Below are 12,618 nucleotides of genomic sequence, written 5' to 3' on the forward strand. Positions count from 1 at the left end.
TACCCGCGTCGGCGGGCACTTGAGTACCGGCGCGGATACGGCCGGCAGCCCCGCGGCGGGACGCTCGTCCCATGCCGAACACAGGGGACGAGCGGGAGCCCGAGAGCACGCCGCAGCATGACCCGGCCGCCTGGCGAGCCCTGGCCGTCGCGGCGGCACTCGGGATCCCCGCGACCGCGCTGACGGTCCTGAGCGTGCTCGTCGGCGGCCGCGGCCTCACGACGAACGGCCTTTACGCGGGCTGGCTTTTCGGCGCCGTGGGGTTCGGCGGTGCGCTGGCCGTGGTCCTGGCGCTGCACCGCAGATGCCGGCGCGCGTGGCGCTGGTTCTGGGCGTGGACATCAGTGCCGCTGCCGGTGCTGACCGTCGTGGTGGCCGTCGAGGTCAGCCGGCACGCATGAGCCCGGTCTCACGCATGAGCCCGGTCTACAGCGCGATGCTCTCAGAGCCCGCCGCGGCCCGCCGGCAGCCCGTACCGGTCCGAGGTCACCGAGAGCTCGGCGAACCGCGGCGCGGGCGCCGGCGACCACGGATCCCCGGGCACCGTGCGGAAGTTGGCCCGGAACTCGCCGACCAGCGCGTCGAAGACCGGTGTACCGCTCATGGATGCTGCGGCCGCCCTGCCGGCGCCGCCCCTGCTGTTCTCATACATTGTCAAACCACTGTCTTCCGGCCGACGTGCGGCGGGAACGAAGGTGTTCACCGTCGGGACCCTGCTCTTGCTCAGACCTCGTCGACCAGGTCGGCGATCGACTTCACGATCCGGGAGGGCCGGAAGGGGAAGCGCTCGATCTCGTCGGCCTGGGTCACGCCGGACAGCACCAGGAAGGTCTCCAGACCCGCCTCGATGCCGCACAGCACGTCGGTGTCCATCCGGTCACCGATCATCGCGGTCACTTCCGAGTGCGCCTTGATCTGGTTCAGACCCTCGCGCATCATCAGCGGGTTGGGCTTACCCACGAAGTAGGGCTCCACACCGGTCGCCTTTGTGATGAGCGCCGCAACCGCGCCGCAGGCCGGCTGCGGGCCGTCCGGCGTCGGGCCGGTCGCGTCGGGGTTGGTGGCGATGAAGCGCGCGCCGTTGGTCACCAGGCGGATGGCCCGGGTGATGGCGTCGATGCTGTAGGCCCGGGTCTCGCCCAGGACCACGTAGTCCGGCTCGGCCTCGGACAGGGTGTATCCGACGTCGTACAGCGCCGTGGTCAGCCCGGCTTCCCCTATGACGTAGGCGGTCCCGTTGGGCCGCTGGTTGTCCAGGAACTGCGCGGTGGCCAGCGCCGAGGTCCAGATGTGCTCCTGCGGCAGCGGGATGCCCAGGTTCGTCAGGCGCGCCGACAGGTCGTGCGGGGTGTAGATGGAGTTGTTGGTCAGCACCAGGAACGGCCGGTCCTTGGCCCGCAGCCGGCGGATGAACTCGTCCGCGCCGGGGATCATGTGTCCCTCGCGGATCAGGACGCCGTCCATGTCGGTCATCCAGCACTCGACTGGCTTGCGGTCATGCACTTCGATCTGCTCCTGGAATGGAAGGGAACATTGCGATGGTGGTGACCATCATTCCAGAAGTGAAAAGGTTTAGCGCCGGTGCGCGTGTCGCCTCGCGGCGGAAAGCTCGCCGCAGCTCCAGCCGAACGGTATTCCGCGACGGCGTAAATTGAGGCCCGGGGACATCTTCTACGCACCGGCGAGCACGAGGGTAGCACGGACGATCAGCATATTGTCCAAAGCGCCAGGTCACAGGGTTGCTGAACAGGTCCGGCGAAACGCCCGCGGACGGCGATCGCCGCGAACGTGATCAACCGAACAGCGCAGGACCGTTCGCGCCCCGGGTTGATCTTGCAGAACCTACTGAAGTGTCCCGCGCATCGCGGGCCGTATCAGGAGGAGCACGACTATGAAGAGCCGTCTCGTGAAACTCACCGCGACCGCGGGTGCCACCGCACTGCTCGCCGGCTTCGGCGCGGTAGCGGCCACATCCGCCTCCGCGGCGACCTCGCCTGCCGCCGTCGTGACGCACTCGGCCACCGTGCCGATGAGTGCCCCGATCTCGGTCCACCAGCCGCACTGGTGGCCCTGGTGCCAGATCGACCTGCTCGGCCCGGTCCTGTGCATCAACCTCTAAAAACCGACCGAATCCGTTGAGGGGTCACGGGGTTTCCACCGCAACGGACGACCGGGGCCGGACGACATCGCGTCGTCCGGCCCCGCCGTGCTTGTCAGAACTCTGCTTTGCCTGTCGGCCCGTTCACTGCTTCCCGGCCGGGGCCGGCACGCCCGCGTCGGCCGGGGAGACGTCGGTCACCGCCCCGGACACGTCCGGCGCGACCGTCGCGGCGGTGGCCGCGGCCGCCTGCTGCGCGGCGATCACCGGGTTCACCAACACCACCGCGTCGCTGTCCGCGGTGTCCGCGGTCGCCACCCGGGCCTCGACCAGCTCCGAGGGGATCCCGGTGCCGTGCCGGAAGAAGTGCGAGTGCACATGCTCGTCGTGGTGCACCAGGCCGTCCCAGCGGCGGGCGTCGAGCGTGCGGATCAGCGGGATGTGGCGCAGCTCCAGGGTGAGCAGCGTGGCCGCAGTCGCCGCGATCGACTCCTTCACCAGTCCCAGGCCGCACGCGGCGCCGATCGCGGAACAGGCGAAGATGCTCGCCGCGGTCGTGATGCCGTGCAGCACCTCGTGCTCCTCGACGGTCTGCCGGAAGCACAGCCCGCCGCCGATGAAGCCGATGCCGGTGACCGCGCCGGCCAGGATCGTGCTGGCGCCGTTGCCGGCCAGCACGCCTATCAGCGCGGTGGCCGCGCCCAGCAGCGAGAAGGTCCGGTCGCCGGCCATCGCGCCGCGGATCTGCCGCTCGAAGCCCAGCGCGAAGGTGAGAACCCAGGCCATGGCGATGCGGCCGACCGCGTCCCAGTGGGTCGGGACGTGGATGTTGTCGGCCGAAGGTACGGCCGCCAGTAGGACGGCCCCCACTGCGTGCATTTCTGTCGTCCTCCCCTGATTTCCTCTGCCGATCCAACGGAACGATAGAGGTACGCGGCCCGGGGCCGGTACCCGATGTCTGAACACTTGCCGGCCGTGATCGAACAGTTATGCAACGCGATGCCGCACGATACCGCTGCTGGAAGATCACAGGCAGGGGGTACCGTAGCGGCCATGGTGTCAGCGCTGGGCAACCGGCTGGCCGCCGGCGTGTGGGGCTGGCTGGCCAAGGCCGGGAAGGTGCACGCGGGCTCGCCGGCCGCCCGCCGTTTCGCCGCGTTCGGCGAGGGGTCGACGATGGCGTTCCCGCCGGGCACGGTCTTCGGGGAGCGCTACATATCCGTCGGCGCGCACGTACTGATCGGTGCCAACGTCACCATCTCCGCCGGCTTCGTCCCCGGCCTGGACCTCGGCCCGGACACCCTGGTGCGGATCGGCAGCGGCGTGGTGCTGGGCCGCGGCAGCCACGTGGTCGGCCACCGCTCGATCGACATCGGCGACGACGTGTACACCGGCCCCAACGTGTACATCACCGACCAGAACCACGGCTACGACGACCCCGACGTCCCGATCGGCAAGCAGTGGCCCAGCGAGGCGCCGGTGCGCATCGGCCCCGGCTGTTGGATCGGCACCAACGCGGTGATCCTGCCGGGCACGGTCCTGGGCCGCAACGTGGTCGTGGCGGCTGGCAGCGTGGTCCGCGGGGAGTTCCCCGATCACTGCGTGGTCGGCGGCGTCCCGGCCAGGATGCTGCGCCGGTACGAGGCCGAGACCGGCTGGGCGCGGGTGGACTCGCTCCAGGCCCAGACCAGGAACGCCAGCCCCGCCAACGGATAGAGCGAGCTGAGCAGCATCTGCAGCGGGTTCAGGTCGGGGGAGGGCCCGACCACCTTGTGCGGGACGGCCCAGATCAGGAACGACAGGAACACCGCGCACCACGCCACCGCGAGCTTCGGCGCGCGGACGGCGAGCAGCATCGCCACCGGAACCGCCCACACCCAGTGGTGGGACCAGCTGATCGGCGAGATCAGCAGGCCGGTGACGGCACACGTCAGCGCGCCGAGGGCGTTGTCGCCCCGCTTCGAGTTCTGAGCGGCCACCCACAATCCCGCCGCGAGCACGACGACCGCCGCGACCGCCCACAGCGCCTTGGGATCGTCGATGTGCGTGATCCGCGCGATCATCCCGGACAGCGACTGGTTGTCGGTGATGTAGGTCTTGCCGACCTTGTCGGTCTCGAAGACCTTGTGCAGCCAGAACTTCACGGACGCGTGGGGGAGCAACAGGAAACCGACCGCCATGGTCCCGACCGCGCTGAGCGCCGAGACCGCTGCCTCGCGCCGCCGGCCGGCCAGCAGGAACCACAGGATGAAGACGCCGGGCGTCAGCTTGATGCCGGTGGCCAGCCCGATGCCCAGGCCGCGCGGCCATCTGCTGCCCGGTGCCCGGGTGAGGTCGAAGAGGACCAGCGCGATCAACGCGAGGTTGATCTGGCCGTAGCGCAGCGTGGTCCACACCGGCTCGAACCACAGCCCGAGTCCGGCGAGCGCGGCGATCAGGGCCCAGCGCTGCGCGAACGTCGGCCGGTCCAGCCAGCCGCCGACGAGCTTCGCCGCCAGGTGGACGACGAGCGCCAGCAACGCGATGTTGGCGGCGGTCACCAGGACCTTCAGGACGCCGACCGGGATCCAGCTGATCGCGGCGAAGAGCAGGGCGGCGAAGGGGGGATAGGTCGCGGGCAGCTGGTTGCCTCCCGCCGTCGCGACTTCGACCCCGTCGCCGTAGAGGTCGCGGCCGTGCAGGACGGCCTGCCCCTCGAACCGGTACACGACCATGTCGATCATCGTCGGGTGCGCGAGCGTACGGATGACGAGGTAGCCGGCCAGGCTCAGGGCGGCGAAGACGCCGAGCAGCACGGTGAGTCGTCGTCGATCCGGGAGGCGCACCACGCAGGAGACCTTACGGGATCAGCGCTGGTCTCCCCGATGACCCGGTCGCTACCGGATCTCCACGATCGGCAGCCGCAGCGCGCCCGGCGCCGCTTCCGGAACGGCGGGCTGTTTCGGCCGCACATACGGGATCCGCTTGTACGGTTCCCCCATCGCGGGCCGCGTGTCCTGCTCGCCCTTGTTCGGCCAGAACGCCGCGGCGCGCTCGGCCATCGCCGTGATGGTCAGGGACGGGTTCACGCCGAGGTTCGCCGAGACGGTCGAGCCGTCGGCGACATACAGACCCGGGTGCCCGAACACGCGGTGGTAGGGGTCCACCACGCCGTGGTCGCGGTCCCGGCCGATGACGCAGCCGCCGATGATGTGCGCGGTCATCGGGATGTTGAACAGGTCGCCGACGGTGCCGCCGGGGATGCCGTCGATGCGGGCCGCGGTGCGGGCGACCGCCTCGTTGCCGGCCGGGATCCACGTCGGGTTCGGCAGGCCGTGGCCCTGGCGGGTGGTGAGCTTGTTCTTGCCGAACAGGCCGCGCTTGCGGGACACGGTCAGCGAGTTGTCGAGGGCCTGCATGACCAGCAGGATGATCGACCGCTCCGCGAACTTGCGGCTGGGCAGCATGCGCGGGACCCAGGAAGGGTGCTTGACGCCGATGCCGAGCAGTTTGATCCAGCGCGGGGTGCGGCCCTCGCCGTCGGTCAGCCCGGTCTTCAGCAACCCCATGGCGCCGCTGCCCCGGCCGTAGCGCACCGGCTCGATGTGGGTGTGCTCGTCGGGGTGGAAGGAGGAAGTGATGGCCACGCCTTCCGTGAAGTCGTACTGCCGCGGCTTCTTGGCCATCGCGCCGAGGAGGGATTCGGAGTTGGTGCGGGTCAGTTCGCCCAGGCGCGGGGACAGCGCCGGCAGCGATCCGTCACCGGCCAGCTTGTGCAGCAGGCGCTGGGTTCCCAGGGCGCCGGCGCTGAAGACGACGTGTTCGGCGGTGAGTGCGCGGCGGCCCTTGGCGAACCACTTGCCGGTCGAGGACGTCGTCACGCGGTATCCACCGCCGTCGGGGAGCGGGGTCACGCTCTCGACCGTGGTCAGCGGGTGGACCTCGGCGCCCAGCTTCTCGGCGAGGTAGAGGTAGTTCTTCACGAGGGTGTTCTTGGCGTTGTGGCGGCAGCCGGTCATGCACGCGCCGCACTGGAGACACGGGTTGCGGTCCGGGCCCGCGCCGCCGAAGAAGGGGTCGGAGACGGTGGTGTTCGGCGTGGCGTCCGGGTCGCCGAAGAACACGCCGACCGGCGTCAGGTGGAAGGTGTCCCCGACGCCCATCTCCTCGGCAACGGCCTTCATCTGCACGTCCGCCGGCGTCATCGTCGGGTTCTGCACCACGCCGAGCATCCGCTTGGCCTGGTCGTAGAACGGCGCGAGCTCCCCGCGCCAGTCGGCCACGTCGCGCCAGTGCGGGTCGTCGTAGAAGGGGTCCAGCGGCTCGTAGAGCGTGTTCGCGTATACGAGCGATCCGCCGCCGACGCCAGCTCCGGCGAGCACGACGACATCCTTGAGCCGGTGGATGCGCTGGATGCCCTTGCAGCCGAGCTTCGGCGCCCACAGGAAGGAGCGCAGCCGCCAGGAGGTCTTGGGGAAGTCGCCGTCGGCGAACCGGCGGCCGGCCTCCAGCACCCCGACCCTGTAGCCCTTCTCGGTGAGCCGCAGGGCGGTCACCGAACCGCCGAAGCCCGAGCCGATGACCAGCACGTCGTAGTCCACCGCAGCTCCCATGGCGGGTAGAGTAGCCCCTATTTGACACCCGATCCAGTAGTAGCGGGCCGCTCGATGGCGGCTTCTCCGAGAGCTTCTATAACGAGTGGGTTTTCGCGGCGTTTCCGACGCAACGAGAGCCGGGTTTTGTGCGTCGATAAGGGCATGAGGACTTCAGGGGCGGGGAAGGGCGGCGCTTTGATCGCCGTGGCCGGCGCGGTGGCGCTCGGCGTGACGGGGTGCGCGTCGAACTCCGCGAATTCGGGCGAGAGCAAGACCTCCACCACTGACGCGGTGCAGCAGGCGGCGGCCGTGGCCGGGACGTCGTCGGCGCCGGCCGCCGCGCACGCGGCCGCGGACGATCTGACGTCTTCCGTGCCCAACCGGCCGGCCGGCGGCGCGGCGAACAGCGGTCCCGCGGCCGTCCCCGGCGCCGCCCCGGCGGCGGCCCGGAACACCAACCCGGTGCCCAAGCTGACGACCAAGCCGCAGCCGATCCTGCACCCGACCAAGCCGACGGCGCCGACCACGCCCGCGCCGCCCAAGACCACCGGCTCCAACTGGCTGTCCGGCGTGCCGCTGGGCCACAACACCCCCGGCGCCCTGGACCCGCGCTGCAAGACCGGCCGCGTCATCTGCATCGACATGAGCACCCGCACCCTGCTCTGGGTGGTCAACGGCAAGGTGCAGTACGGGATGGACGTCCGCTTCGGCGACGAGAACAACCCGACCCGCAAGGGCAAGTTCGACATCTACCTGAAGATGGAGCACTGCATCTCGACGATCTACCACACGTCGATGCCGGATGCGATGTTCTTCAGCGGCGGCGAGGCCGTGCACTTCTCCATCGACTTCGCGACCTACGGCTACGCGCACCACTCGCACGGCTGTGTGAACGTCCGCGACCGGGCGGCCGTGGCGAAGCTGTTCGCCGACACCCGGCTCGGGGACAGCGTGGTCGTTTACTGAGCTTCGCGATCCCTCGTACCCGCAGCACTTCGCACCCGCAGCACTTCGCACCCGCAGCACTTCGCGCCTGCGGTATACCTCGTAGCCGAGATACCTCGGCGCCGAGGTATCTCGGCTACGAGGTACTGAGCGCGCAGTTCGGGCGTCTCCTGCTGTCGTGACTCCGGTCACCAGGTGAGGAGGCGCCCGTGACCGTTTTGATACAGTCTTACTACGTGCGTTTCCTCAACCAGTACTCACCTCCGTACGACCTCACGTACGACGACGTTTTCATGGTCCCCGCGCGATCCCAGGTGGGTTCCCGCCTGGCCGTGGACCTGAGTTCCTCCGACGGCACCGGGACCACGATCCCGCTGGTCGTGGCCAACATGACGGCCGTCGCCGGCCGCCGGATGGCCGAGACCATCGCCCGCCGCGGCGGCATCGCGGTCATCCCGCAGGACATCCCGCTCGACGTGGTCGCCGAGGTGATCGGCTGGGTCAAGGACCGCAGCCCGGTCTACGACACCCCGGTCACGCTCGCGCCCACCAGCACCGTCGGCGAGGCGCTGGCGCTGCTGCCGAAGCGGTCGCACGGCGCGCTGGTCGTGGTGGACGGGGACGGCCGCCCGGCCGGCATCGTCACCGAGGCCGACTGCGCCGGCACCGACCGGTTCACCAACGTCAGCGACGTCATGTCCCGCGACCTGCTCACCATCCCGGACGGCACCTCCGCCGAGGCCGCGTTCGACGCCCTGGACGGCAAGCACCGCCTGGCGCCGGTCGTGGACGCCGACGGCCGCCTCACCGGCCTGTGGACTCGCAAGGGCGCGCTGCGCTCGGCGCTGTACAAGCCGGCGGTCGACGACCAGGGCCGGCTCCGCGTCGGCGCCGCGATCGGCATCAACGGCGACGTGGCGGCGCGCGCCAAGGAACTCCTCGCGGCCGGCGCCGACGTGCTCGTCATCGACACCGCGCACGGCCACCAGGAGAAGATGTTCGAGGCCCTGACCGCGGTGCGCGCCCTGAACCCGGGCGTCCCGCTGGTCGCCGGCAACGTGGTGTCCCCGGAGGGCACCCGCGACCTGATCGAGGCCGGCGCGGACATCGTCAAGGTCGGCGTCGGCCCCGGCGCCATGTGCACCACGCGCATGATGACCGGCGTCGGCCGCCCGCAGTTCTCGGCCGTCTACGAGTGCGCGGCAGAAGCCCACCGCCTCGGCAAGCACGTGTGGGCCGACGGCGGCGTCCGCCACCCCCGCGACGTGGCGCTGGCCCTGGCCGCCGGCGCGTCGAACGTGATGATCGGCTCCTGGTTCGCCGGCACCTACGAGTCCCCGGGCGACGCCGTGCGCGACGGCGACGGACGCCTCTACAAGGAGAACTTCGGCATGGCCTCGGCGCGCGCAGTGCGCCTGCGCACCGCCGAGGACTCCGCCTTCGACCGCGCCCGCAAGGCGCTGTTCGAGGAGGGGATCTCCAGCTCGCGGATGTACCTCGACCGCGACCGCCCGGGCGTGGAAGACCTCGTCGACGCCATCATTGCCGGAGTGCGCAGCTCGTGCACCTACGCCGGGGCGAAGGACCTGGCGCAGTTCCACGAGCGGGCCGTGGTCGGCGTGCAGAGCGCTGCCGGATTCGCGGAAGGGAAGCCGCTGCACAGCAGCTGGTAGTTCGCTATAGCACTGAGGTGCGTATGGATACGCACCTCAGTGCTGGATCAGCCGTAGTAAGGCGGGTTCTGCTGCTGCCCACGATAGGGATCGGTTCCATACGGATCGACACCATACGGGTCGCTCCCATAAGGGTTCTGTCCGTAAGGATCCGCCACAGGTTGCGTTTGTGGCTGTGGCTGTGGCTGTGGGGGCGGTGCGGGTGCCGGGTACGGCGCGGGACGCGGCATCCGGTGCGGACCGCTGCCGGCGCGCGTCCCGTCCAGGTTCCACTCGCCGCTCCGCCGACTCTCCGGCATGCGCGCGACCGGCGTGGCGCGTCCCCCGCCGCGCCGCGCGCCGGGCAGCGTGTCCTCGGCGAGAGCGTCGTCCGCGGCGAGGTCGTCGATCACGCTGCGCCGGCCGCCGCGGCGCTCGCGCAGGTCCGGGTAGGTCAGGCGCGAGCTCTGCGGCTCGTCGCCGTGGCCGCTCTCGCGACCGGCCTCGTGCCCGCCCTCGCCGGCGGCGAAGTACGCCGCCAGCGCGGTGGTGATCGGCACCGCCGCTGCCAGGCCGATCGAGCCCACCAGGGTGCGCACGATCTCCTCGGCCACCACCTCGGCCCCGGCCGCGCCGCTCCAGCCCTGGCTGGACGTGGTCATCAGGACGAACAGCGGCAGGCTGCCGCCAGCGTACGCCAGCACCAGGGTGTTCACCGTGGAGCCGATGTGGTCCCGGCCGATGCGCATGCCGACGCGGAACAGCTCGGCGGCGCCCATCGTCGGGTCGGCGGCCTTCAGCTCCCAGACCGAGGACACCTGTGTGGCGGTGACGTCGTTGAGCACGCCGAGCGCGCCGATGATGATGCCGGCCAGCAGCAGCCCTTGGACGTCGACCTTGTGGAAGTAGCCCGCGACGGTCGCGGCGTTGTCGTCGCCGAGCCCGGTCAGGTGGGCCAGTTTGGTCCCGGCCTCTCCGAGCCCGCCGATCAGCGCCAGGCTGATCGCCGTGCCCAGGACGGCCACGGATGTCCGTACCGACACCCCGTGCGTCGCGTAGAGCGCCGCGAACAGGATGACACCCGCGGTGACCGCCGCGACCTCGATCGAGTTCTCGCCGCCGACGATCGCCGGCAGCGTGAACTTCACGAGCACTCCGAACGACACGGCCAGCGCCGCGATCGCCCCGGCCCCGCGCCAGCGCCCGACCACCAGGACGAACAGCGCGAACGCGATCGCCAGGCTCATCAGCGGCGGGCCGCGCTGGAAGTCCTTGATGTTGTACTGGCCGTCCGCCGGCTGGCTCTTGTCGTAGGTGAGGACCAGGCCGTCGCCGACCGAGTACTTGGGAGTGCTCGGGTCCACGCCCACGGTCACCGTCGCGGTCGAGCCCTTGGTGGGCCCGCTGGTGATCTGGATGGTCAGCTGGTCGTTGGTGGTGTCCAGCCCGCCCGGCGCGGTGGTGGTGCTGCCGCCGGCCGGCGGCGCGGTGCCGCCGTTCGGTCCGGGCTGCACCAGCGTCGAAGCCGTCACCGTGCCCTGCACCCACACCTGCGGCGGGATCGGCGACTTCGCCGCCGACGGCCACAGGAGCACGAGCCCGGCCACCGCCGCCGCGGCCACCGGCAACAGCAGCGCGGTGATCAGGGTCCGCAGCCGGGGTGAGGCCGGGGTCGCCGGGCCGTGGCCGTGCGAGTGCCCGTGGGAGTGTCCGTGACCGGACCCGCCCCGGCCGGAGCTCTCCTGCGCAGACCTCGATCGGCGGCTGCTCACGGCCATCGGCTCTCCGTGGGTCGGTGGTGCGGGGACGGCGCTCGGAGCCCGCTGGAGGTGGGTCCGGGCTGCCGCCACACGATAGCGGCTGAAGGTAAGAACGACGCTTCGGCGTGAACATCTTTGCGGATTTTTGACTGGTGTCGATATTGGTCGTGGGCTGGTTACGGACTGGTTGGGACACCTCCGGAATCACTGTCGGACAAAGGCCTTTGTGGTGTTATCACTCGGTACGGTAGGGCCTGGCGACGTCACCACGCCCTAAGCTGGCGCGCGGTGGCGGTCCGCCGGGAGCGCCTGAGCCGGGAGGTCGGGTGCAGTGACGGTCGCACGGTCCATCGCATTGTTCGTGGTCGCGGCGGTCCTGGAGATCGGCGGCGCGTGGCTGATCTGGCAGGGCGTGCGGGAGCACCGCGGCTGGGGGTGGACGGCGTGCGGGGCGGTGAGTCTGGCGTTGTACGGGTTCGTCGCGACGTTGCAGCCCTCCTCGGACTTCGGGCGGGTCCTGGCCGCCTACGGCGGGGTGTTCGTGGCGGGCTCGTTGCTGTGGGCCTGGGTCGCCGACGGCTACCGGCCGGACCGCTTCGACGTCATCGGCGCGGCGGTCTGCCTGGTGGGCATGGCGATCATCATGTACGCGCCACGGCGCTGAGGTCGGCGGCGGTGCTATCGCCGGTCCTGCGGGCCCTTGCCGCATGTACGCGCCATGGCGGTGAGGTCGGTGGCGGTGCTTTCGCCGGTCCTGCGGGCCCTTGCCGCTCTGGCCGGCCTGGCCGGCCTGGCGATCCTGGCGGTTCCGTCGCGCCGCGCGCCGGCGCGCGGCATCATCGACGCATGCGGGTGACGGTGCTGGGCGGCAGCGGGGCGTGGCCGGTGGCAGGCGACGCGTGCAGCGGGTTTCTGTTAACTCATGAGGGTTTCTCCATCCTGGTCGACGCGGGCTACGCGGTACTGCCGCGACTGCTGGAACTGATGCCGGCGGAGCAGCTGGACGCCGTCTACATCAGCCACGGGCATCCCGACCACTGTGCCGATCTCAATCCTTTGCTTCGAGCTCGGGCGCTGGGCGGCGCCGACCCCGACCCCCTGCCCGTCTACGCACCGCACGGCGCCCTGAACGCCGTACTGGCCCTGGACCGGCCGGGGATGCTCGACGCCGCCGTGGCACGCCGCGACTTCGAGCCGGGGGAGTCGTTCTCGGTCGGGCCGTTCGACCTGCGCACCTCGCTCCTGCCGCACTGGGTACCCAACGCGGGGGTGCGGGCCGCGGCCGGCGGCCACGCCGTCGTCTACACCGGGGACTGTGGTCCGCACCCCGCGCTCGTCGAGTTGGCGCGGGGTGCGGACGCACTCATCGCCGAGGCCACGTATCCGGAGGTGATGGCCGCTGGCGATGCCCCCTACCTGTCGACCGCCCGGCAGGCGGCACGGCAGGCATCGGAAGCGGGTGTCGGCAGGCTGGTGCTGACGCACCTGTGGCCGGGCTCAGAGCCGGGGGAGTCCCTCGACGCGGCGGCGAAGGAGTACGGCGGGCGTACCCACGTCGCGCGCGGCGGGCTGTCCTTCGACGCGTAGCC

13 protein-coding genes and 1 pseudogene are annotated in these 12,618 nt (G+C 70.7%); 8 read left to right on the forward strand and 6 right to left on the reverse strand.

The genetic code is table 11. From position 1 onward, the window contains the following. The first annotated feature begins 71 nt into the window (after window positions 1–71). Window positions 72–401, forward strand: a complete 330-nt coding sequence (locus ABH920_RS35425; RefSeq protein WP_370353619.1) for a hypothetical protein — start codon at window positions 72–74, stop codon at window positions 399–401. 41 nt (window positions 402–442) lie between these two features. Here the strand turns inward: ABH920_RS35425 and ABH920_RS35430 are convergent, their stop codons facing one another. Together ABH920_RS35430 and ABH920_RS35435 are read right to left on the reverse strand one after the other, a co-directional pair. Beyond that, on the reverse strand, window positions 443–604 hold the full coding sequence (locus ABH920_RS35430; RefSeq protein ID WP_370353620.1) for a hypothetical protein: 162 nt from the start codon (window positions 602–604) through the stop codon (window positions 443–445). A 119-nt stretch (window positions 605–723) separates the two neighbouring features. Further along, entirely contained in the window at window positions 724–1,503 is a 780-nt protein-coding gene (locus tag ABH920_RS35435) for an HAD-IIA family hydrolase (protein ID WP_370353621.1), read from the reverse strand. A 388-nt stretch (window positions 1,504–1,891) separates the two neighbouring features. Here ABH920_RS35435 and ABH920_RS35440 point away from each other — a divergent pair, with 388 nt between their 5' ends. Next, the gene (locus ABH920_RS35440; protein WP_370353622.1) at window positions 1,892–2,119 is read left to right on the forward strand and encodes a hypothetical protein; all 228 of its coding nucleotides are present in this window, start codon (window positions 1,892–1,894) and stop codon (window positions 2,117–2,119) included. Window positions 2,120–2,242: 123 nt separating this feature from the next. Here ABH920_RS35440 and ABH920_RS35445 read toward each other — a convergent pair whose 3' ends face one another. Beyond that, window positions 2,243–2,977 (reverse strand): MgtC/SapB family protein, encoded by a 735-nt coding sequence (locus ABH920_RS35445; protein ID WP_370353623.1) that lies wholly within the window; start codon window positions 2,975–2,977, stop codon window positions 2,243–2,245. A gap of 174 nt (window positions 2,978–3,151) precedes the next feature. On the opposite strand from ABH920_RS35445, the gene ABH920_RS35450 reads away from it, so the two are divergent. After that, on the forward strand, window positions 3,152–3,814 hold the full coding sequence (locus ABH920_RS35450) for an acyltransferase (protein ID WP_370353624.1): 663 nt from the start codon (window positions 3,152–3,154) through the stop codon (window positions 3,812–3,814). Window positions 3,815–4,008: 194 nt separating this feature from the next. On the opposite strand, the pseudogene ABH920_RS35455 reads toward ABH920_RS35450, so the two are convergent. Together ABH920_RS35455 and ABH920_RS35460 are read right to left on the reverse strand one after the other, a co-directional pair. Further along, a pseudogene (locus tag ABH920_RS35455) lies at window positions 4,009–4,821 on the reverse strand (glycosyltransferase 87 family protein); the annotation flags it as partial. A 153-nt stretch (window positions 4,822–4,974) separates the two neighbouring features. Beyond that, window positions 4,975–6,690, reverse strand: coding sequence for a GMC oxidoreductase (locus ABH920_RS35460; RefSeq protein WP_370353625.1), 1,716 nt, complete (start codon window positions 6,688–6,690; stop codon window positions 4,975–4,977). A gap of 144 nt (window positions 6,691–6,834) precedes the next feature. Between ABH920_RS35460 and ABH920_RS35465 the strand changes: the two genes are divergently transcribed. Next, entirely contained in the window at window positions 6,835–7,638 is an 804-nt protein-coding gene (locus ABH920_RS35465) for a L,D-transpeptidase (RefSeq protein WP_370353626.1), read from the forward strand. A 215-nt stretch (window positions 7,639–7,853) separates the two neighbouring features. Further along, window positions 7,854–9,290, forward strand: coding sequence for a GuaB1 family IMP dehydrogenase-related protein (locus ABH920_RS35470; RefSeq protein WP_370353667.1), 1,437 nt, complete (start codon window positions 7,854–7,856; stop codon window positions 9,288–9,290). A 47-nt stretch (window positions 9,291–9,337) separates the two neighbouring features. Here ABH920_RS35470 and ABH920_RS35475 read toward each other — a convergent pair whose 3' ends face one another. Then, entirely contained in the window at window positions 9,338–11,047 is a 1,710-nt protein-coding gene (locus ABH920_RS35475) for a YibE/F family protein (RefSeq protein ID WP_370353627.1), read from the reverse strand. Window positions 11,048–11,360: 313 nt separating this feature from the next. Here ABH920_RS35475 and ABH920_RS35480 point away from each other — a divergent pair, with 313 nt between their 5' ends. Genes ABH920_RS35480 through ABH920_RS35490 form a run of 3 tightly spaced genes read left to right on the forward strand, consistent with a single transcriptional unit; the run spans window position 11,361 to window position 12,616 of the window. Beyond that, window positions 11,361–11,693, forward strand: a complete 333-nt coding sequence (locus ABH920_RS35480) for a YnfA family protein (RefSeq protein ID WP_194915700.1) — start codon at window positions 11,361–11,363, stop codon at window positions 11,691–11,693. A gap of 54 nt (window positions 11,694–11,747) precedes the next feature. Then, a complete protein-coding gene (locus tag ABH920_RS35485) occupies window positions 11,748–11,885 on the forward strand; it encodes a hypothetical protein (RefSeq protein WP_370353628.1) in 138 nt (45 codons plus the stop codon). Next, window positions 11,876–12,616, forward strand: coding sequence for an MBL fold metallo-hydrolase (locus ABH920_RS35490; protein ID WP_370353629.1), 741 nt, complete (start codon window positions 11,876–11,878; stop codon window positions 12,614–12,616). Before ABH920_RS35485 ends, ABH920_RS35490 begins: the two co-directional genes overlap by 10 nt. Window positions 12,617–12,618: the final 2 nt, after the last annotated feature.

Origin of the sequence: Catenulispora sp. EB89, assembly GCF_041261445.1 — a bacterium.
Classification (GTDB): domain Bacteria; phylum Actinomycetota; class Actinomycetes; order Streptomycetales; family Catenulisporaceae; genus Catenulispora.

Coding starts and splice junctions, on each gene's coding strand:
- ABH920_RS35425 (WP_370353619.1), top strand. CDS start 72: ATGCCGAACACAGGGGACGAGCGGGAGCCCGAGAGCACGCCGCAGCAT.
- ABH920_RS35430 (WP_370353620.1), bottom strand. CDS start 604: ATGAGCGGTACACCGGTCTTCGACGCGCTGGTCGGCGAGTTCCGGGCC.
- ABH920_RS35440 (WP_370353622.1), top strand. CDS start 1,892: ATGAAGAGCCGTCTCGTGAAACTCACCGCGACCGCGGGTGCCACCGCA.
- ABH920_RS35445 (WP_370353623.1), bottom strand. CDS start 2,977: ATGCACGCAGTGGGGGCCGTCCTACTGGCGGCCGTACCTTCGGCCGAC.
- ABH920_RS35450 (WP_370353624.1), top strand. CDS start 3,152: ATGGTGTCAGCGCTGGGCAACCGGCTGGCCGCCGGCGTGTGGGGCTGG.
- ABH920_RS35460 (WP_370353625.1), bottom strand. CDS start 6,690: ATGGGAGCTGCGGTGGACTACGACGTGCTGGTCATCGGCTCGGGCTTC.
- ABH920_RS35465 (WP_370353626.1), top strand. CDS start 6,835: ATGAGGACTTCAGGGGCGGGGAAGGGCGGCGCTTTGATCGCCGTGGCC.
- ABH920_RS35475 (WP_370353627.1), bottom strand. CDS start 11,047: ATGGCCGTGAGCAGCCGCCGATCGAGGTCTGCGCAGGAGAGCTCCGGC.
- ABH920_RS35485 (WP_370353628.1), top strand. CDS start 11,748: ATGGCGGTGAGGTCGGTGGCGGTGCTTTCGCCGGTCCTGCGGGCCCTT.
- ABH920_RS35490 (WP_370353629.1), top strand. CDS start 11,876: ATGCGGGTGACGGTGCTGGGCGGCAGCGGGGCGTGGCCGGTGGCAGGC.